We start from the raw sequence: 21,485 nt of genomic DNA on the forward strand, positions 1-21,485 counted from the left end.
CATCAGCTAAAACAGCGCATCGACGATTAAACTATTGCTAAAGTTTGGTGTTTCTCTTTCAGATAGGCAAAGTCGTCGCTCCTGTTGTAAACGATACTACCAATTGCATTGCCATTTACGTCTCTGATCGTTAGCAGCTCATAAGCCAACGAAATTACCTGCGCTAAGGCTGCATGATCTACTGCCTTAGCGATGTCCATTTTCCGATCTAAAAACAAACCGTAATCTAATATCGCACTAATGGAAACGGTACCGTCATCTAAAAATCGGCCATTTCGCTGCTGGTTTTTGTTAAGCAAAATCAACCTCAAGGCTGAAAATTTTTCGTTGGCTTCAAATTCATTTACCTGCTCATCAACCACCCATATCGCTTTTCTTAAATCAACTACAGCCTTAATAATCGTGTACTTCACATCGCCCTCTAAAATGCCGGCAAAGTCTTCTTTCGGACCAAGATATTTTTCAAAATCCGCAGCTAACCCGTTATCTCTGTTCTTCCAGCCTATCCTATCCCACCCAAAATGAAATAAATAATAACCCGTGTAAACAAGGCGTCTGTATTCATAATCCTTCGCCGATAAAAACTCAAACACCTCTTTATGCACGTCGAACTGCCTGTCATATTCGCCCATCAATCCAAGCGCCACGCCCTTGATCATTTTACTTATATTGATTGAGAGGTCGTTCTTATCGCCATTGATGGCCCACTTAAAAGCGATAGCCTCATCAAAAAAAAGAATGCTCTGCTTGTAATCCAGTCCTTCCTCCCACCAAACGGAGCCCAGATCATGTAAGAGGCCAGAATAGTTCTCTTTCTTTAAAAGGGAAAGTTCAGGTTTTTTCTGTTCAATGTGCTGGGCATCCTCAAACTGGTCAATCAGTTTTCTACTGGTCTCAAAAAGCTGCTTAGCCACCTCAAAATCGCCCTTACGCTGATAAATCTTACCCATAGCCTGCCTCGCCTTTTCGGTCATTTTAATTTTATCTGAACCGATATACCCCCCCGAAAAATAGTCGAAGGCATCAGCTGCCAATTGCATGGCCGCTTCACAATGATCGCGAAGGATAAGATTATGTGAATTGCTTAAGCCAATTTCGTGCAATAGTTTGAGGTTATCCGGCGCAATTGCAATTACCTGGGCGTTTAGCCGCATGGCCTGTGCCACACTGCCTATTTGAAAGCTATAATTGGCGGCAGATCGAATCAGGGCCACCAAATCAGCTGCCATGCCACCATGTTCTTTCTGGTTGTAATGCGATGCTAAGGTTTCGATATGGGGCAAAATTGATCTATAAAACGTATAGTCTGTGTGCTTAAATTCAGCAGTAGCCTGGCAAAGAATTTTGAGCGTACAATCAAAAACTTCGGTTAATTTTCGTTTTTCTACCAATAAATCCCTTACCGCCTGTTGCCATAGGCGATGGATTGCGTACTGCTCGTCGCCATGTTCTACCGTGATCAGCGCATATCTTTTCAACTGGGCCAGGCCCTTGGGCAAATTGAAGTCTACAACTTCAGGGCGATAAGCATGGTACTCCTTGTTGTGCAACGCATATCCAAGTAACTTGTTTAACGGTATTTCTGTGGGCGATAGCAGTGCGATCATATTTAAAAGCTTTAAGGCATCCTCACCTAAAGCCATATAGCTCACCTCGAAAGCTTTATTAAATGTAACGCCGTTTCTATAATTTTTATGCTCTATATTGAGCAGCTCCAGATACGATGCTGGTTTACATTTATTTTCTACCATGTAAGCGCAAGCGAGCGCAGTTGCCAATGGCAATCCATTCAACTCGTTAAACAGTTTTTCATCCGTACCCCCATCATTAATCAGAAGATTACCCTGATTTTCCTCATCCAGATATCTGGCTATGTAATACGAAAACTCATTAAGCGTCCACGGTGCCAGTTCCAGGCCGTTTCCCCAGTACTTATTTCTTGAGGTAACAATAATCCGTTGATGCTTATTTGCATTTGCAACGGGGAAAAAAGTATTTTTAAACTCTTTAATCGTTTTCTCTATAATACCATCTCCTGCATCACATGCATTATCAAATACCAATAAATAATTCAGATTGCCTAACGAAATAATGAGTTGCTGCAGCCAGGTTGAACTGGCCAGATCAATTCCGAACCGACCTACAATGGCCAATCGGTACAAATCGGAATTTTGGGCAGGTTCTGGTCCTATATTTTTTCTAGATAGATCTTCGGCATCTATCCACCACACCACATCAAATTTTCCGTCGCCGGGTTGCATTGTAGCGTAATGATAGGCCACCTCCAATGCCAGGAAACTCTTGCCCACTCCCGGCGGGCCAAATATCCCGATGCTCGTATCCAGTACATTTTTCGCTTCAATGGCGGCTTCTAATGTAGTTTTATAGCTTGGTTGGCCGGCATCGTTAAACTTAAGGATATCTTTTGTGCCGATTAAACTGGTTAAATTCTGAGTAATGTATGTTTCTTCAACGGGATCGTTCTTTTTCGATTTTTTGAAAGCAATTTTTCTAAACCAGGTGATCGAACCGACAATAATTCCGATGGCCGTGGCTATTGCGAAAATAACCTGAATTAACGGTAACTTAAAAAAATCATCAGCCTTCTCAATTAAGCTGGAATAATTTTGGAGTACCAAACAATGAACCATGAGCGGAAGGATAGAAAGCGACATAAGATGATGACTTTAAGCGTGTAGGGTGAATTAGAGCGTTTGAAGCGATGCCTGACGTTTAAGCGCCAGCTTGGCTAAAAATGATAAATTAATCTCATTTTCGCAACAGCATATCACATTTCAACACACTTATTTTTTTCGCTAAAATATTAGGAACGAAAACCTTAGAAAACATGGGCATCGTGAACCGCTATCAATCAAGAGGGATGATTGATTTTTAAATTATTTTCTTTTACCTTCCCGCATAACGAACTATGCAAGCACAACAGACAAAAGCCAAAGGATTGCCGGGTACAGTAGTTGCACATCAAGCAAGCCATGCCAAGGTATACATTGGTTCACCAAGCATTGCAATACTTCCAAACGGCGATTATTTGGCGGCACACGATTTTTTCGGCGAAGATAGTAGCGAGTGGACTGCGACCAAAACCGCTATTTACCGCAGTAAAAACCGCGGCGAGGCCTGGAAACTGGAAACCGAAATTATGGGTGCGTTCTGGAGCAGTTTGTTTGTGCATAAAAACAATATTTATTTATTGGGTACCGATAGGCACTTTGGCAATGTGGTTATCCGTAAATCGACTGATAACGGCACACATTGGACGGAGCCCAGAGATGAGAATAGTGGTTTACTTTTAACCGGTGAGTACCATACTTCGGCGGTGCCGGTGGTTGTATATGAAGGCCGTATTTGGCGAGCTTTGGAAACCGCATCAGGTGTTGAACCTGATTGGGGCAAAAGGTTCGGCGCCATGATGATCTCGGCACCTGCAAATACTGATTTGCTAAAGGCAGCCAATTGGACAACGAGCCATTCATTACCCTACCATTCGGCGTATCTGAATGGGAATTTTAACGGTTGGCTGGAAGGTAACGCCGTAGTTGCGCCTAACGGGGAAATTTACAATATACTTCGTGTTGATGATAAAACAAGCTTAACCGAAAAGGTTGCCTTAGTAAGCGTAGATAAAAACGGGCTGCTTGCTTCATTTGATCAAAATAAAGATTTTGTAGATTTTCCTGGTGGGAGTAAAAAATTTACGATTAGATATGATCAGGTGTCTGCCAGCTATTGGGCACTCGTAAATAATGTTCCAGAGCGACATAGGGAAGCCTATCACGGTCAAAATCCATCGTTAATAAGAAACACACTTTCATTGATCAGTTCGAGTGATTTAAGAAACTGGACGATAAGAAAAGAGGTTTTACATCATCCCAATGCCGATCATTATGGATTTCAATATGCCGACTGGGTTATTGATGGAAACGACCTGATATTCCTCTCGAGAACAACCTGGCCCGATTCAAATTTTGAAGCAGGGAATAGTCGGCAATCTAAATACCTTACTTTCCACAAAATTTTCGACTTTAGAGCGCTACTCAACGTTTAAAAAATTTTGACTGGTAAGTTTACCAATTGGTTTAAGTGTTCGCTTTTAGTGGTTCGGAGACTTTAATATAAACAACGAAACCTAGAGAAATTGTCACCCTGAGCGGAGTAGAAGGGCAATTAGCGGAAAATTACGAAATGCCCAGCCCCGCCACTCGCTGTAGCCCAAAAAAATACGCAATCTCATTAATGAAGGATAAAATCAGAGAAATTGTCACCCTGAGCGGAGTCGAAGGGCAATTAGCGCAAAATCACAAAATGCCCAGCACAGCTTACTCGCTGTTCAACCTTCAAAGATTTCTCCGCTTCGGTCGAAAGGACGGTTCTTAGAACACCGCAAAGGCTGCCATTTAAAGCTCAATTTCTCGGTTACAAACCCTTGTGTAAAGGCTGAAAGAATCTTATGCATTCTGGTTAACCGCCTCGTCACCCTGAATTTATTTCAGGGCCTTTATGACAAGAAAGATGCTGAAATAAATTCAGCAGGACGACCGTTCATGTAGAAACCTATAAAACAGCAGGTTGCCAAAAACGTCAATGGTAGCGGAGTCGAAGGGCAATTAGCGGAAAATGACGAAATGCCCAGCCCCGCCATTCGCTGTAGCCCACAAGAAAATGCGCAATCTCATTAATGAAGGATAAAATCAGAGAAATTGTCACCCTGAGCGGAGTCGAAGGGCAATTAGCGGAAAATTACGAAATGCCCAGCACAGCTTACTCGCTGTTCAACCTTCAAAGATTTCTCCGCTTCGGTCGAAATGACGGTTCTTAGAACACCGCAAAAGGCAGCCCTCTAAAGCTCAATTTCTCTATCACAAACCCTTGTTCTTAAACCCGATCGAAGCGAGATGCTCCCCAATTCTTTGCCGAACAATCGGCACTGAACAAGCATTGGGAGCAGAAGTGGGAGCGCAATGTCAGTTAGTTAAGGAAAAAACGAAAAACATTGTCACCCTGAGTATTTCGACTACGCTCAATACAGGCTTAGTCGAAGGGCGATGTTTATTTGGTTTTTCCTACAGAAAAGGTCTTCGACTGAGTTTATCTTGAGCATTTCGACTACGCTCAATACAGGCTTAAGTCGAAAGGCTCAGATCCGATAGCTATCGGATGACACCCGTCGAGCTTAACTAAATAACATAGAACGGGAGCGGGACGAAAAGCTACCACAAGCAGCGAACGTTCATTTCCAGAAAAAAAATATCTATTTATGTAACGGTTATTGCGCATCCAACAAGCAAAAAAAATTAATAAATCGAACAGCCCCCGGCCTCTCCTATCCATTAAACGGCCGTATATTGTTCATCAGAAACCGGCTCAAGCCATTCCGGCTTGCCAGCAGTAATTGCAATATGTTCAAACCAGCTGGCGTTACTTGCTCCGTGCCAGTGTTTTACGCCATCGTGCGTAGTAACCACGTCGCCCTGCTTTAAAAACCGGGCGGGTTTACCTTCTTCCTGGTACCATCCTTCGCCTCCCGTCACCAATAAGATTTGATACCCATCGCGATGAATGTGCCAGTTGTTCCGACAGCCGGGTTCGAAAGTTACCAGGCCAACGCTCACATTTACGCCAGGGTCGCCCCCAACAAGGCCATTTAAATAACTCTGTCCGATAAAATATTGAGCGTAGGCATCGTTTTTCGCTCCAATAGGAAAAATAACACCATCTTTTACCTCTTCATGCTTTGCCATCTTATAGCTTTTTAGTTATTGTAAGTGGTAGTATATTCGTTCGCCAATTAACCGTCATTTTTTATAAAATACGCTATCGAAAAACGACAGCATCTTTGCCGCATAAGGCACGCCGTATTGATGAAAGGTAGCCCTGGTTGTGGCATCGGGCTTCCAATCGAAAAAAGCATGTCCCGCGCCCTCAACCTGAATATATTCTGCTTTTTGCCCTGCCGAATTTAACGCATCTGCATAGCGCTGCACCATTGCATTTGAAACTATCGGATCTTTGGTACCCCGTACCAGGAAGTGTGGCAATTGGCGCTCATCAGTATTCGGAACGTGCCTGGCGGGCGAAATTGCATCCCAGTAGCCTTTGTCTTTTTGTTGAATCAAGCCAGCAAAATCAGCAGCTTCAGAAACTCCGTAGCTTGGGGCAACGGCCTTAATGGCATTAACAATTTGCGTTCTCACAGCAGCAACCGTTTTCCCCTTTGGTAAATAGCTGGGCATGTAGTTATAAATGCTATCGGTGAGGCCAAATCCCTGATCGCCAATCATGGGGCTAAGCGTTGCCGCGGCCTCTGCTAAATGGCCACCCGCACTGTCGCCTGTTACGCCCATGCGGCTTCCGTCGGCACCATACTTAGCGGCATTTTGCTGAATGTGCGCAATAGCACCAAATACATCTTCAATTAAATTGTGCATATAAACTGGTTGCGCATCGCCATCCAGTTTGTTTATCCAGCGGTAATCGATACTGAAAACCACATAACGACCGCCTTTCACCAATTCTCGGGCGAGGCCCCGCATAATATCCTCGTTATTTGACGACCAGCCGCCACCATGAATAATCACAATACAGGGCAGGTTTTTAGCCCCTTTTGGTGCGTAAACATCGTACTTTAGCGGCTTAATGCCTGGTTTGGCATAAACCACATCATGCGTTTCGTCAATTCCATTCACCAACGATTTTGGAACAAACGTTGCGCCAACCTTCATGTCGCTGTTTACCGTTATCTTCATTTTTGGCGAAAAGCTTTCGTGATTCGTTGTTCCCCACATACCTCCCTTAACGGTATAATAAATGGCATCTAAGGCATAATCAGCTGCAGGCGTGGCCTTCAACGTAAGTACCGTACCCGCAGCCACTTTTCCGTCTTCGGGTAATGCCGGTTCGATACTGTAGGCCCCGTTTTCGGCAGTAACAGGCACTACCGTAAACTGCTGTGCAGATGTTTGTGCATTTAAATCGGCAGGCAGATATAAAACTCCACAAACCGCCGCCGTCAATAGCAGCTTTGTTCTTAATATTTTCATCACATTAATTTTTAGCGTATTCCTCGTCCGTAACTTTCTGCAGCCAGGTTACAATACCTTTCTCTGTTTTCGGCAGGATGTATAGCTGCAGCATTCCAGTCTCGGCACTGGCACCATGCCAATGCGCTACATTTGGCGGGCACTCCACAATATCGCCTTTTTTCAGCATTTTTTTCGCTTGTCCCTTAATTTGGTGAAAACCTTTCCCATCTGTGATCATCAAGATTTGCCCAGCGGGATGGATGTGCCAATTGCTTCGGGCGCCCGGTTCAAAATACACATTGCCAACAACGGTGTTATAAACGGTGTCGTTAGCTACCAAACCCACATTCCAAGCTCTGCCGGTAAAGTTTTGTGCTGGCCCGGGTGTTCCCTTTTCAAAAATAAAGTTGAGGGCGGTCGTTTTGGTTTTGCCCGTTTGTTGTGCGTTAACATTACCGGCCAGCAGCATGATCGCTGCAAACATTTTGATCCATAAATTTTTCATATCTTTTTTTTAAAGTTAGCGTTGTAAGAATTGATCTTTTGATGCTTAAATGTTTTTGATGAATTTTGCCGGAACGCCGCCCACAACGGTATTTGGGGCCACATCTTTTGCTACAACGGCGCCAGCGGCAACCACGGCATTTTGGCCAATGGTTACCCCCGGCAAAATGGTTGCACCTGCACCAATCCATGCGCTTTGCCTGATGATGATCGGTTTAGTAATCAGGGCCCTCCGATCGGCCGGGTCTAACGGATGGTTTTCAGTAACCAGATTTACCCTTGGTCCAATCAAAACCTTATCCTCAATAGTGATTCCGCCCATGTCAAGAAATGAACAGGCATGATTGATAAATACATTTTTGCCTATGCTGGTAAACCTGCCGAAGTTGGTATAAAAAGGCGCAAAAATAACAGTACTTTCGTCGATCCTTTTACCGGTAATTTCTCCAAGTACATTACGCACTGCATCAATATCTGCGCTGCTGTTAAGCTGCTGCGAAAGCCGCAGCGTGCTGTTTACCACCTCATTTATCTGGTCATACTCCGGGTCATTCAGCCTGATCGGTTCGCCCGCTCTCAACCGTTCAAAAATAGTTGTGTTTTCCATTGCTATCATTGTTTTCGAAATTTATTTCTTTATCAATTTTACCTTCATCATTTTGGATTAAAAGCCAACAGTACAAATATCGGTAGCCGGGCTTGCTTACGCTTTATATAGAATACAGTATTGTTTACCACTTTTACTGATTTCTTTGCGTTGATGGAAATGCATCAATCCTTTTGGTTAAATTTGAATTACAAAAAGAGCATTATGGAAGAGGTGAAAAGAATAGACACTGTTCGCCAGTACAATGAATATGTCGGCGTAGACACGCTCCATCCGTTGGTAAGTGTTGTAAATTTTAATGAGGTGCCCACCATTCTGCACCACAGGCATTACATGGGCATTTATGCGGTTTTTTTTAAGCACATCAGTTGTGGAAATATAACCTACGGATGCCAAACGTACGACTACGAGGATGGCACGCTGGTGTTTGTATCGCCGGGGCAGGTTTACGGGGTGGATAGCAACGGCGTTGCTGTGGTGCCATCTGGTTATGCGCTTGTTTTTCACCCCGATTTGCTAAAGGGCACGCATTTGGGACAGACGATCAGAGATTATAGCTTTTTTTCGTACGAAGTAAATGAAGCGCTGCACCTTTCAAAAAAGGAAAAAACCACCATCATTGAATCGCTCAGAAAGATTGCCGCCGAAATAGATCAGAATTTAGATAAGCATAGTAAAACGCTCATCGTTTCCAACATCGAATTATTTCTCAATTATTGCATGCGTTTTTACGATCGGCAGTTTATTACCCGCACCCACGCAAACAAGGATATTTTGATGCGGTTCGAAAATCTTTTGTCCGATTATTTCCGCTCCGGCAAAGCTTCCGAGTTTGGGCTGCCAGGTGTGGCTTATTGTGCAGAAAACCTAAACCTCTCTCCAAACTATTTCGGCGACCTGATAAAAAAGGAAACCGGAAATACCGCATTGGATTACATCCAGTCGAAAATGATCGATCTTGCAAAATCATACATCTTCGATCGATCTAAAACCCTAAATGAAGTTGCCAGCGATTTGGGCTTCAAATACCAGCAGCACTTTACAAGGCTATTTAAACAAAAAACGGGCTTAACGCCGAATGAATACCGAAACCAGTAAGCGATTAAAGAAGGAATTCAGGCAGCAGATAATATAAAAGCGCAGGCCGATTGATAAAACTCATGCCACTTTTCGCAAATCATTCGGCGAGGTGAAGAAACCTGCCCATTTGCTTGCTTTCAATTTCATTTTTCTCATTGAGCCAATAAAAAACGATCAAGTTTGATAAAAATCAACTCGCATTGTTATCATTTTAACCTAATTATCTATTTATGTTCCAGTAATTCATATATTTAGCCAACCTAAACAACCAAATCATCGCTTAATGTCTATTTACAACCTATCAGCGGAGAAGATATTGCTGCAAAAAATTGCCGAAGGCGATGAGTTTGCGTTTAAGCATGTTTTTGAGCTGTATAAAAGCAGGGTTTATAGTTTTGTTGTTAAGTTTGTGCACTCAAAGGCCGATGCCGAAGAGATTGTTCAGGATACATTCTTCACCATTTGGCAAAAAAGAGACACCCTTCCAAATATCGAACATCCACGCAACTACATTTATACCATTGTTCGCAACAAAACTTACAATTATTTAAATCAGGCTTCGAAAAATCAGAAAATACTTGCGCAAATATGGGCCAACATGCAGGTAGAGGGTAACAATATTGAAGATTTAACTAATTTTAAAGATAGCGAGCTGCTTATTAAACAAGGTCTGCAAAATTTACCCCAGCAAAAACAGCAAATATTTAAAATGAGCCGCGAAGAAGGTTTAAGTCACGAAGAAATTGCGGCGCAAATTGGTTTATCCAAAAGCAGGGTTAAAAATATTATCGTCGAAACGTTGAAATATCTTCGCCACCACCTTTCCATTAACACCTTAAAAATCAGCATTTCAGCACTGCTTACTTACCTGTTTTCTCAAAGCTGATAAAAGTATTTGTTCATAAATTGGTTAATCACCTTCGAAATCGATTTCACATATTCTCCTCTTTTTGCATCATTCACTCTAACATCGCCATTAAACTCCAGTTGAATGGCCGATATATTTCCCGAAAATTTAGAACCATGCCTTGCCGTGTTATAACCGCCATTAAAATATTTTCCATCCGGAAAAACCTGTGGGTCGATCGGGTTCGGAATTGATTTTGACGGTGTAGCCACTACGCCATTGTTATTAAGCAGCGTACCCAGCGCAAAGTCCCCTTTTATCAGCTCCGTCATCGTCGCCTTTCCGCTCTTAACCATCGCCTTCACGCTCGATTTGTCTGCGAAACTTTCCAGGTCGCCAGCCGTAAAATCCTTACTTTTCAATAAAAGGCCAACCTCCGTTCGCTGTGGGCGGTGTGCATTTCCGTGAATATCCAACACCAATCCATCCCCGTTTATTGCCACCTGTTTTTTTGCATCGTCTATATATTGATGAAACGCTTTCCAGGCGGCTTCTGCATTTTTATCACCTTGTGCCGCCAAAGACATGGCCCTGTTTGCATCAAGCTTACTTCGATGTAAATGATTTAAGATAATGTGCGGCCTCAATCCTGTGGTTTGCTTTATTTCCTCCGCCAGTTCTTCAGTTAGTTCCAACGTTTTGGTGTCAGATACGCTTGCAAAACTTTCTGTATCGCCGTAGTCGTTATCATCGGCTGTAACCACAAAATCTTTCGTGCGGGTGTGCATAAACTCCGGTCTCAGGTCGCCACCATGCGGCGAAGTTAAAATCAATCTTGATTTTGCATCGCCGGCAATGTATTCAATCGCGTTTGCAAATTCGCCCGTTGGCGAACTCACTTTAAAAATATAGCGCTTCCCCGGCTCATAATGCTGAACACTATCTTGAAAGCAAACATTTTTAAAATCTGCTGCATTAATTTCGGTAGTAAAAAGCGTTATCGCTAAAACGGCAACGCCCATCATTTTCTTAAACATGGTGGTGAGGTTTCGATTTTAGATATAGACACTTACCTCGCCCAATAGGACCGCATAAAATTATTTTTTTATTTCTGCGGTCCTTTGGCTTCTTTTAACAGTCTCTGTATAAAAGGCCTTTTGTGCCTTAGCCGAACATGCCAGAAAACAACGATAGAATTAACCTTTTATTAGAACAATACATCAATAAGACCATTTCTGAGTCTGATTTTAACGAACTGTTTGATTACATCAGCAAAGATGAAAACAGACACATTTTCGACGACTTTATGAAAAAGGTTGACAAAATCAGTTTGCCGGATGCAGATGTGCACCATATTGATTGGCAACAGATGTACGATAATATTGTTGCGGGTAAAAAAGAGAAATCCAGATTTGCGATTCTGGTAACGATCGGAAAAACGATCACTATTGCGGCATCGCTCATCATGACTATGTATTTGGGCTATAAATTCTTCAATAAACAACCTGTAGATTACGCTGTACAAACAACAGCGAAGCAAGACCTGGTGCCGGGAAGCAATAAGGCGATTTTAAAACTGGCAGATGGTTCTGAAATTATCCTTAATAATGCACAAAATGGCGTGTTAACGCAGCAAGGACATTCGAAAGTGAGCAAAAGCAACGACGGTTTAATTGAATACAATGAGCAAACGGCCAACGGCGAAGAAACGGTTTATGTAAATACGCTATCTACTCCCCGTGGCGGCCAGTATAAGCTGATGTTACCCGACAAAAGCCTGGTATGGCTCAATGCGCAATCGTCGATCACTTTCCCATCGGCGTTTACAGGCAAACAAAGGAAAGTGTCTGTTACCGGCGAAGCTTATTTTGAGGTTACGAAAGACAAAACTAAGCCTTTTATGGTAGAAACCGGCAGCTCGAGCGTTGAAGTGCTTGGCACGCATTTTAACGTAAATGTTTATCCCAACGAAGAAAACGCAGCCATTACACTTTTGGAAGGATCTATCAAGCTCAATCACAACAACTCGTCAAAACTACTTTTGCCCGGACAGCAGGCTATTTATAATGCGCACAGCAGTGGCATAGAATTGAAGCGAGTTGATTTGGATAATGTTGTTGACTGGAAAAATGGGTTGTTCATTTTTGAAGATGCGAGCGTTGCGGAGGTAATGCGCCAGATAGAAAGATGGTACAATGTTGATGTAAAATATATTGGCAAAACGCCCGACATTAAGTTTAACGGCGTAATTAGCAGGAATAACAATGTATCGAAGTTATTAAAATTACTTCAGGCAGCCGGAAATATTGACTTTAAAATAAATGAGAAAACAATAGAAGTAAAACAAATCAACAAATAAACCATATGAAATAAGCGCGGAAATACCCATAGCAAAAAAATCTCCCCGGTTGCAGCCGAGAAGATTCCACAGAGCTGCAAGCAGCAGTTTTGGGCTATAAAAAAATCAACTTATCCCATAAACCAAAACCAAACAAACTTATGAAAGATTGTCTACAATCTGAAATGGGCACCCCTATGCCCAAAAACGTTACAAAACTAAAAAGAAGAAGTTATGCCTTTAAAGCTTTTTTGGTCATGAAATTTACAGCAATCATTATTTTTTGCCTGGCCCTGCAAGTTAGCGGTAAAACAATGGCGCAAAAGATTACCTTATCTGCAAAAAACGCCACTTTAAAAACTATTTTTAAGGAAGTGAGGAGGCAAACCGGCTATTATTTCATTTACACCAACGAATCCATCAGAGCGGCCGGCTTAGTGAACTTAAACGCCAGAGACTTGACCCTGGAACAAGTGCTTAAGGCAATTTTCAGTACGCAGCCACTCACCTACACTATTGAAGATAAAACGATTGTTGTAAGCGCCAAACGCGAAGTAAAATCAACGCGGGTTGATCGAATAATCTCCGGTACCGTTACCAGCAGCGACGATAACAGCACCTTACCCGGGGTTTCGGTTCGCGTTAAGGGCAAAAACGGCGGCGTGATTACCGACTCAGACGGAAAATACGCCATTAATCTGCCTGATGGAGAAACCACCCTTGTTTATTCGTACTTAGGCTATGCCAGCAAAGAGGTGATAGTTGGCGCTGGTAACACTTTAAATGTTCAGTTAACTGTAGAAAATAAGCAGCTCGAAGAAGTTGTTGTACAGGCTTACGGAACGGTTAGAAAAAGTGCACTGACCAATTCGGTATCAACAATTAGCGCAAAAGAGTTAGAATCGAGGCCAATTTCAAACCTGAGCACGGCGTTGGTTGGTGCTGCACCCGGCATTCAAACCACTACAGGTAGCGGGCAGCCCGGCGCTGGCCCGGCGGTGCGTATCCGCGGGTTCGGAACAATTAATGGTGGCTCTGATCCACTATATGTTGTAGATGGTGCCCCGTACGAAGGTGCCCTGAACAACATCAACCCCGACGATATTGAGAGCATTTCTGTATTGAAAGATGCATCTGCATCTGCTTTATATGGATCGAGAGCAGCAAACGGCGTAATCTTAATTACAACCAAAAAAGGAAAAGACAGCCCGCCAAGCTTAACTTTTAAAACAACACAGGGCTTAAATTCAAGAGGCTTGTCTGATTATGAAAAGGTTGATGCTTACCAATATTTCCCTCTGCTATGGGAATCGATGCGCAATAGTTTGGTGAGCGGCGGGGCAACGCTTGATGCTGCGAACACCCAGGCATCAAATAATATTGTGGGTTCGTTAATTTCAAATCCGTTCAATGTGCCCGATAATCAGGTAGTTTTAACAAACGGCGCTATCAATCCTGCCGCCAGCCTCGTTTATCCCGAAGATTTAGATTGGAGAGATCAGTTACGACGCACCGGTTTACGCAGCGAATACAACGTTAATTACCGCGGTGGAAGCAATAAAAGTGATTTCTTTGGCTCGTTAAACTATTTGAAAGATGAAGGTTACTCTGTGTTAACCGATTTCAACAGGTACAGCGGCAGGGTAAATATGAACTCGCAAATTAAGAAGTGGATAAAAACAGGCATTAACCTTTCTGGTTCGGTTCAAAAGACAAAAGTGGGTAATGAGGACAGTGGAATTTGGGAAAATCCGTTTTACACCGACCTTATCTTCGCCCCTATTTATGCCGTACATAAGCACAATGCCGATGGAACCTACGTTTTGGATGCACTCGGAAACCAGGTTTACGATGAGGGTTATACCCGCCCAATTGCACCCGGAAGAAACGTTTTGGCTGAAACGGAATACAACGACAACTTTACCGAAAGAAACTTTGTTAGCGGCCGTACCTATGCCGAAATTTCTTTCTTAAAAAACTTTAAGCTTACCACCAATTTCAGTCTCGACTTAAACAATTACAAGTTTAGTGTTTTCGATAGTCCGATTATCGGTGATGGGCTTACCTCAAACGGAAGAAGCAACCGCACCAACTCAACAACAAGGACAATCAACATTAATCAGTTATTAAACTACAATCGCTCATTTGGGCGCCACAACGTAGATGTGCTGGCTGGTCATGAAGCTTACCAACGTCGTTACGATTATAACTTTGGCAGTGCCGCTGGTCAGATTGTTTCAGGGTCTACCGAGTTGAAAAACTTTGCCAATATCCTGTCGTTAACTTCTTATCAGGATAATTACCGCATCGAATCTTACTTCGGACGGCTTCAATACGATTTCGATGGAAAATATTTTGCCTCGGCATCGTACAGAACGGATGGCTCATCGAAATTTTCGCCCGATTATCGCTGGGGTAAATTTTGGTCGGTTGGCGCCGGATGGCAAATTAGCAAAGAGGAATTTTTCAAAGTTGCCTGGATCGATAACCTGAAGCTTCGCGGATCTTACGGACAGGTTGGCTCCGATGATTTGGGTGGCTATTACTTATACCAAACATTTTACGATACAGGTTTTAAAAATGGAAATGAGGCCGGCATCAAACAATCGCTCGTCTTGGGAAATGAAGAAATCAGATGGGAATCGAACAACAATATGGACGTTGCGCTGGAGTTCGGCCTGTTAAAAAACCGCATATCCGGTAGCGTAGAATATTTTAACCGCTCTACCGATAATCTCTTGTTTAATGTTCCATTGGCACTTTCATCCGGTCTATCTTCTCAAAATCAAAACTTCGGCAGTTTGTACAATCGCGGTGTAGAGATTCAGCTAGACGGAACGCCTGTGAAAACCAAAAGTTTTAAATGGAATATTGGCATCAATTGGACCCGTCTTACCAATAAAATTTCCAAACTTCCATTTGATGAATACATCGATGGAACCAAAAAATACATGGTGGGTCAATCGCGATATGATTATTGGTTGAGAGACTATTACGGAGTAGATCCCGATACCGGATCGGAGCTTTTTGTTGCCAACGCAACGGCAACCGGCACCAAAACAATGCCCGATGGAACAGTGGTTACCACCAGCGGAAGTAGCGCTCAGTACCATTACGCAGGCTCGGCAATTCCTGATTTTTACGGCAGCATAAACAACACATTTACCTACAAAAACTTCGCTCTCGATTTCAGATTTATCTATCAGGTGGGCGGCGTTTCGTTCGATAACGACTATCAAACGCTAATGTACAACGGCACTTACGGACGTGCCCTGCATGTTGACGCCTTAGACCGTTGGCAAACACCAGGACAAATTACCGATGTACCAAAAAGAACCATTGGCGCAACTATGTACGATAGCGACCGTTGGCTGGTAGATGCATCTTATTTGTATTTAAGAGCAGCAAACTTTAGCTATTCACTTCCGAAAAAGTTTACCAGAAAATTAACGATCAGCAATGCAAGGGTATTTTTAACCGGCGAAAACCTGTTTATGAAATCGTACAGAAAAGGTTTCGATCCCTCTCAGGCGTATAACGGAAATTCGAGCTATACTTATGCGCCAACCAGAATCATTTCTTTAGGTTTAAACGTAACGCTTTAAAAATATAATCATGAAAAATTGTAAAATCACCTCAGTATTCATGCTTATCGTAGCATTGTTTACTTCATGCAAAAAAGACTTCCTCGAAACCTTTCCTACCGATCAGGTTGCTCAAACTACCGCATTCGAATCGGTTGCAAATGCAAAACTGGCGGTTAATGGAATGTACCGGTTAATGTATCTGCAAATCTCCAATCAATCGCAAGATGGCCACGGCGCCATGATGTTGAACATGGATGCCATGGGCGAAGATTTTGTGTGGTCGGGCAATACTTACAGCTATTTTAAGCCCGCATTAAGATGGGTTGATCACCGAAGTGCCTCAAGTTCGCTTGCTGCCTATCCTTACCTTTTATATTATCGCATTAACAGTAATGCCAATATGATTATCGAAAACATCGATAATATCACCGGTGCATCGGCCGAGAAGGATGCCATTAAAGGCGAATGCCTTGCCGTTAGGGCCTGGTGTCACTTTAATCTGGTTCAGCTTTACGGAAAACGTTATGAGGCCGGTAAGGAAAATACGCAGCCCGGTATTCCTATTGCGATATCAAATGATGGTGTAGACCAGCCGCGTGCTACCGTAGAGGCTGTTTATGCGCAAATAAACAAAGATCTGGATCAGGCCATTACGCTACTCGCCGCTGCGCCTGCAGCTTCTGCCAAAACACACGTAAACCTCAATGTAGCCAAAGGCTTTAAGGCACGCGTTGCTTTAACCATGCAAGATTGGGCAAACGCCGCAAAGTACGCCAAAGAGGCCAGAACAGGCTTTTCATTAATGACAAATGCCGATTATCTGGGCGGATTTACCGTAATCTCAAATCCTGAATGGATGTGGGGCGCAAATCAATTAGCAGATCAGGTACCTACCTACGGTTCTTTTTATTCTTACGTTTCGGGCAACTTCAACTCATCGTGGAACCGACTGGAGCCAAAAATGATCAACTCGGTATTGTATGCAAAAATAGCGAACACCGATATCAGAAAAAAATTATGGTGGGATGGCACCACAGCAGATAAAGTGAACTTTCCCGGCGCAATTGATGCTGCAAAAGGCACAGCCGCATCTGGGGTAAAGGTAATTAAGTACATGCACCGCAAGTTTAAAGTACAGGATGTAAACAGCCGTGCGGGCGATATTCCGTTTATGCGGGTAGCAGAAATGTATTTGATTGAGGCCGAAGCATTGGCCAGAACGGGTGGACAAGATGCCGCCGCGGCGGCAGCGCTTTATCCCCTGGCCGTAAACCGCAATCCGAATTACGTATTATCTACGAAAACCGGCGCTGCGCTGATAGACGAAATCATGGTGCAACGACGGATAGAATTATGGGGCGAAGGCTTCCGTTTCTACGATTTGAAACGTACAAATTCCGATTTGGACAGAAATGGAATGGACAACCCAAGAGTAAGTACCTCAGTAACCTACACCGACATTGCCTACACCTTGTTTAAGGCCAGAGCATCGCAAAACAATCTGTGGGAATACAAGATTCCACAAGATGAGATTGACATTAACAAGGCCATGGGTCCCGAAGATCAAAACCCGTAACGCTCCTCAATAGCTAACAGGCTGGTTCGCCAGCCTGTTCATTTTTCATTCTAATCTTCATTCCGTGAATAAACCAAAAGATATCCTTCTGGGCATACTCTCCATCACCGTATTGTTTTCGTGCAAAACGCAACACTTAATTTCCAGTTCAAATCCTCCCGATTCAGCAAAAGCCACAATAAATTTTCAGCAAAAAAAGGTCTATCAGTTTAACCACGCTGAAGTGATGTTTAGCAATAATTTCGCGGCAGCTCGGGCCAACTCGATAACACAGCAGAATGATAGCACTTTCAATATTGCAATAGCGCCAGAAAACGCACCCATTAATCCTAGTCCGTGGTTTGCATTTAAAGTTTGGGGCAGCACTCAGAAAAAAGTGTATATCAACCTCAAATATCAAGGCACTTCGCATCGGTATAATCCTAAAACAAGGCAAAACAGCGGAGCCTGGGAAGATGTTGCAAACGTTGAAATAAGTAGCGATAAAAAGGTTGCATCTTTCAACATCAATGTTTCAACAGATACTACCCTGGTTGCAGCACAAGAGCTCCTCAGCGCATACGATAACTATAAATGGGAAGACAGCTTATCCAAGTTGCCATTTGTTAAAAAACAAGAGATTGGCCGAAGCATTTTAGGCAAAAAAATTAATGCGCTTAGCATCGGCGCAAACGCAAAACGATTGATTGTTGTATTGAGCCGTCAGCATCCGCCCGAAGTAACGGGTTACATGGCCATGCAGGAATTTGTTAGAACGGTAACCGCCGACACTGAGTTGGCAAAAAACTTTAGAAAACAGTATCAGCTGCTCCTGATTCCGTTAATAAATCCCGATGGAGTTGATGAGGGAAACTGGCGCCATAGCGTTGCTGGTGTAGATTTAAATCGCGATTGGGAGAACTTTGCACAGCCAGAAACCAGATCGGTGAGAGATTACCTGCTGAAAAAAACAGATCGGCAGCAGGCAAAAGTGTATTTCGGCATCGACTTCCATTCAACTTATTACGATGTTTTTTACACCAATGAGGATCAACCTACCAACAAGACGAATATACCTGGTTTTACAGCACGATGGCTGAATGCCTTCAGCGAAGCCATTCCAAACTTCAAGCCGAACATTAAACCATCGCCAAACGGAGGAAATGTTTCTAAAAGCTGGATGGGACGGGTTTTACACGCCGAAGCACTAACTTACGAGGTTGGCGACGATACGCCCCGACCGCTATTAAAATTAAAGGGCAAGGTTGCTGCAGAAAAGATGATGGAGTTGTTGTTGAAGGAAGGCCAGTAAAATCGGATACGAAAAAAGCCAAATACTAAACGGTTTTTACTTTTCGGGGCAATACAAACGTGTTGAACCATAATTGAGGTGCGTAATATCTCAAGGAATCAGATAATTTTTGCCTGGCTGTTCTTTCCCTGAATGTCTAACACCGTCAGATGATTTTCCCGAGTGGCTCTGCTTAGATGACTGCCGAACCCAAGTTCCTTGTACAGAATCACGAGAAAAGCCGACGCTTCTCGCCTCTTTCAATGGAGCCCATTTTAACCTTACACCTTTCGGTCTCTGTTTTTGATTTACTGCCATATTAGTGTTGATACACAAATATAATTGTATTTTTTGAGTATCACAAAACTCTTCCCGGCTTTGTATAATAAACAGTCGGCTATATTTTTGCCTTATAATGTTTGCAGTCAGTGACCAACCTTCCTAATTCGTTCCAATCAAATAAATAAGAAAGACTTCGAAGATATATACATTACCTAAACATTTCCACAACTTTTCCGCTTGACCTAAAGGTGCTGAGTATGGCTAAAAGACTACCGTATTTTACAAATTCTGTTTTTTAACCACTCTTAAATGTATACTAACTGACTTAACGAATGGGATTAATACACTTTAATTTTTTGACTCGTTCGAAGTCACTCAAATTGCGTGTATAAATTTCGAGATTATGTATTAAAGCAGTAGCAGCAATAAGGCTATCGCCTAATTTAAGATTGTATTTTTTTCGAATTTCGATCGCCTTGTTAAATATGTCTTGATCAGGAAGTATAATAGGCAGATATTCAAAGACATCTTTAAAGTACTCTTCTTCGTCTGTCTTCAAAGCATGGTAACCGAGCACTTCGACCCTGGATATTTCCGATACTGCGCTCGATCCATCAATGATAAACTTCCTTAGATATTCGTACTCGTTTGAATACGAATAAATGATCAAATTACTGTCTAAAAGAAAAGCCATACCTATGAAAAAGGCAACTCACGGTCACAGCGTTGGCTTTGTTGCCATTCAGCCGCATCGCCAAAAGACGACGATGCCGTAGCATTAAAATTAAGTATTCGGTTTTTAAGATCAACCTTGGCTACATTATTAAAGTCAATATCTTTCTTTTCGATAATCACATTTAACTGCTTTGCTAAAGCAATAATCTTGGCAAGACTTTCTTCGTTATTTGATTTTAAAACTAGCTCCATGGTCAAAACAATCATTATGAGACAAATACAAAGATACCAAAATACAAAGAAATTATTTAAATCCACACAACTTTTCCGCTTGATCCAAAATCGCTGTGCCTGATCGCAAACAAAAGAAAATCTAAAAAAAAAGCAGCTCTTTTCAGAACTGCTTTAAAAATTTCGGGGTGGCTGATGAGACGTAACTCGAACCATTTTGTGAACGAATTGATCGAACTAGCCGGGTGTTTCAAAAATTTTTGAAAAATTAATCGATTAAGAAAGTTTTGCCTAAGGAATTAATTTAGCTTCCTTGAGTTGCTCAAAGAGCTCGTAAAATGTATCTTCAGTATCCTGATAAACAAGAAAACCAAGTTTTCTGCTTTTAGACATATTGGTCATCACCTCTATCGGTCGTCCGAGATCTAAATCTGTATGCCAAGCAGTTGCAACTCTACTTAACTGATTCTCCTTTAGTTTGTATTTATCGGCAATTTTATGCCAAGTTACTGCATCATTCGCCATTTCTGTTTCTAATGGTTTAATTTGAGTGTCATATCCTACGGCTTCAACATCAAAATAGGCTGCTATACGTTTCCATAACCTACTCCAACGAAATACATCACCGTTAACTACGTTAAAAGCCTCATTTCTTGCGGCATCAGTAGTTGATGCCCATATCAGGTGTTTAGCTAGGAGTCTTGCATCGGTCACATCAGACAAGCCATTCCATTGTGCAGCAGATCCAGGCCATACGAAAGGGCGCCCCTCCTCTTTACAAATTGAGGCATAAACTGCTAAGGTAGTCCCCATGTTCATGGCATTACCTACAACTTTTCCAATAACTGTATGTGGACGGTGGATGCTCCAGGTAAAACCGTCCCTTTTAGCGGCAGCATATACCTCATCTTCTTGTGCATAGTAGAAGTTCTCCAAATCTAACCTGGAATGTTCCTCCCGCAAAGGAGTTTCTGGCAAAAAGCCTTCCTTAGCGTAAGCGTCAAATGGACCTAAATAATGTTTCAGTCCTGTAACAAGTGCAACATGTTTTACCGATCCTTTAGGGGAGAGCGTATCAAGAATATTCCGAACCATTAAACCGTTCACCCTAATATTCTCTTTTTCGGTCTCGTTCCGCATCCAGGTGGTGATGTATACATGGGTTGGCCTCACCTCCTTTAAAGCCAACTTCAGGTTTTCCAAATCCAAAAGATCGGCTGCTATGGGATTAAGACCACTGTTTTCGGTATTTGGATTTCTGGCAAGGCCATAGGTTTGCCAACCAGAACTCAACAATTGCGCTGTCAAATTGCTTCCAATAATGCCACTAGAGCCTACTACTAATGCTATTTTATCCATCTTATTTATTGCTGTTGATATGTTAATTTTTAATACAACAAAAATAGCTTAGCTTCTACTGCTGCCGAATGATATGAATCAACAAATAC

Annotated in this window: 16 protein-coding genes; 7 read left to right on the forward strand and 9 right to left on the reverse strand. The window is 42.6% G+C overall.

The features are described 5' to 3' along the window. Positions 1–26: 26 nt before the first annotated feature. Positions 27–2,675 (reverse strand): DUF7779 domain-containing protein, encoded by a 2,649-nt coding sequence (locus IZT61_RS04210; protein WP_196099947.1) that lies wholly within the window; start codon positions 2,673–2,675, stop codon positions 27–29. A gap of 254 nt (positions 2,676–2,929) precedes the next feature. Here IZT61_RS04210 and IZT61_RS04215 point away from each other — a divergent pair, with 254 nt between their 5' ends. Continuing rightward, entirely contained in the window at positions 2,930–4,066 is a 1,137-nt protein-coding gene (locus IZT61_RS04215; RefSeq protein ID WP_196099948.1) for a sialidase family protein, read from the forward strand. 1,282 nt (positions 4,067–5,348) lie between these two features. Here IZT61_RS04215 and IZT61_RS04220 read toward each other — a convergent pair. Genes IZT61_RS04220 through IZT61_RS04235 form a run of 4 tightly spaced genes read right to left on the reverse strand, consistent with a single transcriptional unit; the run spans position 5,349 to position 8,151 of the window. Further along, positions 5,349–5,759, reverse strand: a complete 411-nt coding sequence (locus IZT61_RS04220) for a cupin domain-containing protein (RefSeq protein ID WP_196099949.1) — start codon at positions 5,757–5,759, stop codon at positions 5,349–5,351. 54 nt (positions 5,760–5,813) lie between these two features. Further along, positions 5,814–7,058: an alpha/beta hydrolase gene (locus IZT61_RS04225; RefSeq protein ID WP_196099950.1), complete on the reverse strand. Its 1,245-nt coding sequence runs from the start codon at positions 7,056–7,058 to the stop codon at positions 5,814–5,816. A gap of 4 nt (positions 7,059–7,062) precedes the next feature. Further along, positions 7,063–7,545: a cupin domain-containing protein gene (locus IZT61_RS04230; RefSeq protein WP_196099951.1), complete on the reverse strand. Its 483-nt coding sequence runs from the start codon at positions 7,543–7,545 to the stop codon at positions 7,063–7,065. A gap of 45 nt (positions 7,546–7,590) precedes the next feature. Then, on the reverse strand, positions 7,591–8,151 hold the full coding sequence (locus IZT61_RS04235; RefSeq protein WP_196099952.1) for a DapH/DapD/GlmU-related protein: 561 nt from the start codon (positions 8,149–8,151) through the stop codon (positions 7,591–7,593). Positions 8,152–8,334: 183 nt separating this feature from the next. On the opposite strand from IZT61_RS04235, the gene IZT61_RS04240 reads away from it, so the two are divergent. Then, a complete protein-coding gene (locus tag IZT61_RS04240) occupies positions 8,335–9,249 on the forward strand; it encodes a helix-turn-helix domain-containing protein (RefSeq protein WP_317193180.1) in 915 nt (304 codons plus the stop codon). 265 nt (positions 9,250–9,514) lie between these two features. Further along, positions 9,515–10,117 (forward strand): RNA polymerase sigma factor, encoded by a 603-nt coding sequence (locus IZT61_RS04245; RefSeq protein ID WP_196099953.1) that lies wholly within the window; start codon positions 9,515–9,517, stop codon positions 10,115–10,117. On the opposite strand, the gene IZT61_RS04250 is transcribed toward IZT61_RS04245, so the two are convergent. Further along, positions 10,108–11,115 carry a hypothetical protein gene (locus tag IZT61_RS04250; RefSeq protein WP_196099954.1) on the reverse strand — a complete coding sequence of 336 codons (1,008 nt, stop codon included), beginning with the start codon at positions 11,113–11,115 and terminating at the stop codon, positions 10,108–10,110. The two genes, IZT61_RS04245 and IZT61_RS04250, sit on opposite strands and share 10 nt — an antisense overlap. A 137-nt stretch (positions 11,116–11,252) precedes the next feature. Here IZT61_RS04250 and IZT61_RS04255 point away from each other — a divergent pair, with 137 nt between their 5' ends. From IZT61_RS04255 to IZT61_RS04270, 4 genes are all read left to right on the forward strand, one after another. After that, the gene (locus IZT61_RS04255) at positions 11,253–12,437 is read left to right on the forward strand and encodes a FecR family protein (RefSeq protein WP_196099955.1); all 1,185 of its coding nucleotides are present in this window, start codon (positions 11,253–11,255) and stop codon (positions 12,435–12,437) included. 140 nt (positions 12,438–12,577) lie between these two features. After that, a complete protein-coding gene (locus IZT61_RS04260; protein ID WP_196099956.1) occupies positions 12,578–16,021 on the forward strand; it encodes a TonB-dependent receptor in 3,444 nt (1,147 codons plus the stop codon). Between the two features lie 10 nt (positions 16,022–16,031). After that, on the forward strand, positions 16,032–17,579 hold the full coding sequence (locus IZT61_RS04265; protein WP_196099957.1) for a RagB/SusD family nutrient uptake outer membrane protein: 1,548 nt from the start codon (positions 16,032–16,034) through the stop codon (positions 17,577–17,579). A 64-nt stretch (positions 17,580–17,643) separates the two neighbouring features. Then, positions 17,644–18,870: a M14 family metallopeptidase gene (locus IZT61_RS04270; protein ID WP_196099958.1), complete on the forward strand. Its 1,227-nt coding sequence runs from the start codon at positions 17,644–17,646 to the stop codon at positions 18,868–18,870. Between the two features lie 586 nt (positions 18,871–19,456). Here IZT61_RS04270 and IZT61_RS22540 read toward each other — a convergent pair. The 3 genes from IZT61_RS22540 to IZT61_RS04285 all read right to left on the reverse strand — a co-directional run bounded on the left by IZT61_RS22540 (position 19,457) and on the right by IZT61_RS04285 (position 21,396). Further along, positions 19,457–19,825 carry a type II toxin-antitoxin system VapC family toxin gene (locus tag IZT61_RS22540; RefSeq protein WP_196099959.1) on the reverse strand — a complete coding sequence of 123 codons (369 nt, stop codon included), beginning with the start codon at positions 19,823–19,825 and terminating at the stop codon, positions 19,457–19,459. Positions 19,826–19,827: 2 nt separating this feature from the next. Beyond that, positions 19,828–20,073 carry a hypothetical protein gene (locus IZT61_RS04280; RefSeq protein ID WP_230383843.1) on the reverse strand — a complete coding sequence of 82 codons (246 nt, stop codon included), beginning with the start codon at positions 20,071–20,073 and terminating at the stop codon, positions 19,828–19,830. A 255-nt stretch (positions 20,074–20,328) separates the two neighbouring features. Continuing rightward, positions 20,329–21,396 (reverse strand): SDR family oxidoreductase, encoded by a 1,068-nt coding sequence (locus IZT61_RS04285; protein WP_196099961.1) that lies wholly within the window; start codon positions 21,394–21,396, stop codon positions 20,329–20,331. Between the last annotated feature and the right edge of the window lie 89 nt (positions 21,397–21,485).

Origin of the sequence: Pedobacter endophyticus (assembly GCF_015679185.1) — a bacterium.
In the GTDB taxonomy this organism is placed as follows: Bacteria; Bacteroidota; Bacteroidia; order Sphingobacteriales; family Sphingobacteriaceae; genus Pedobacter; species Pedobacter endophyticus.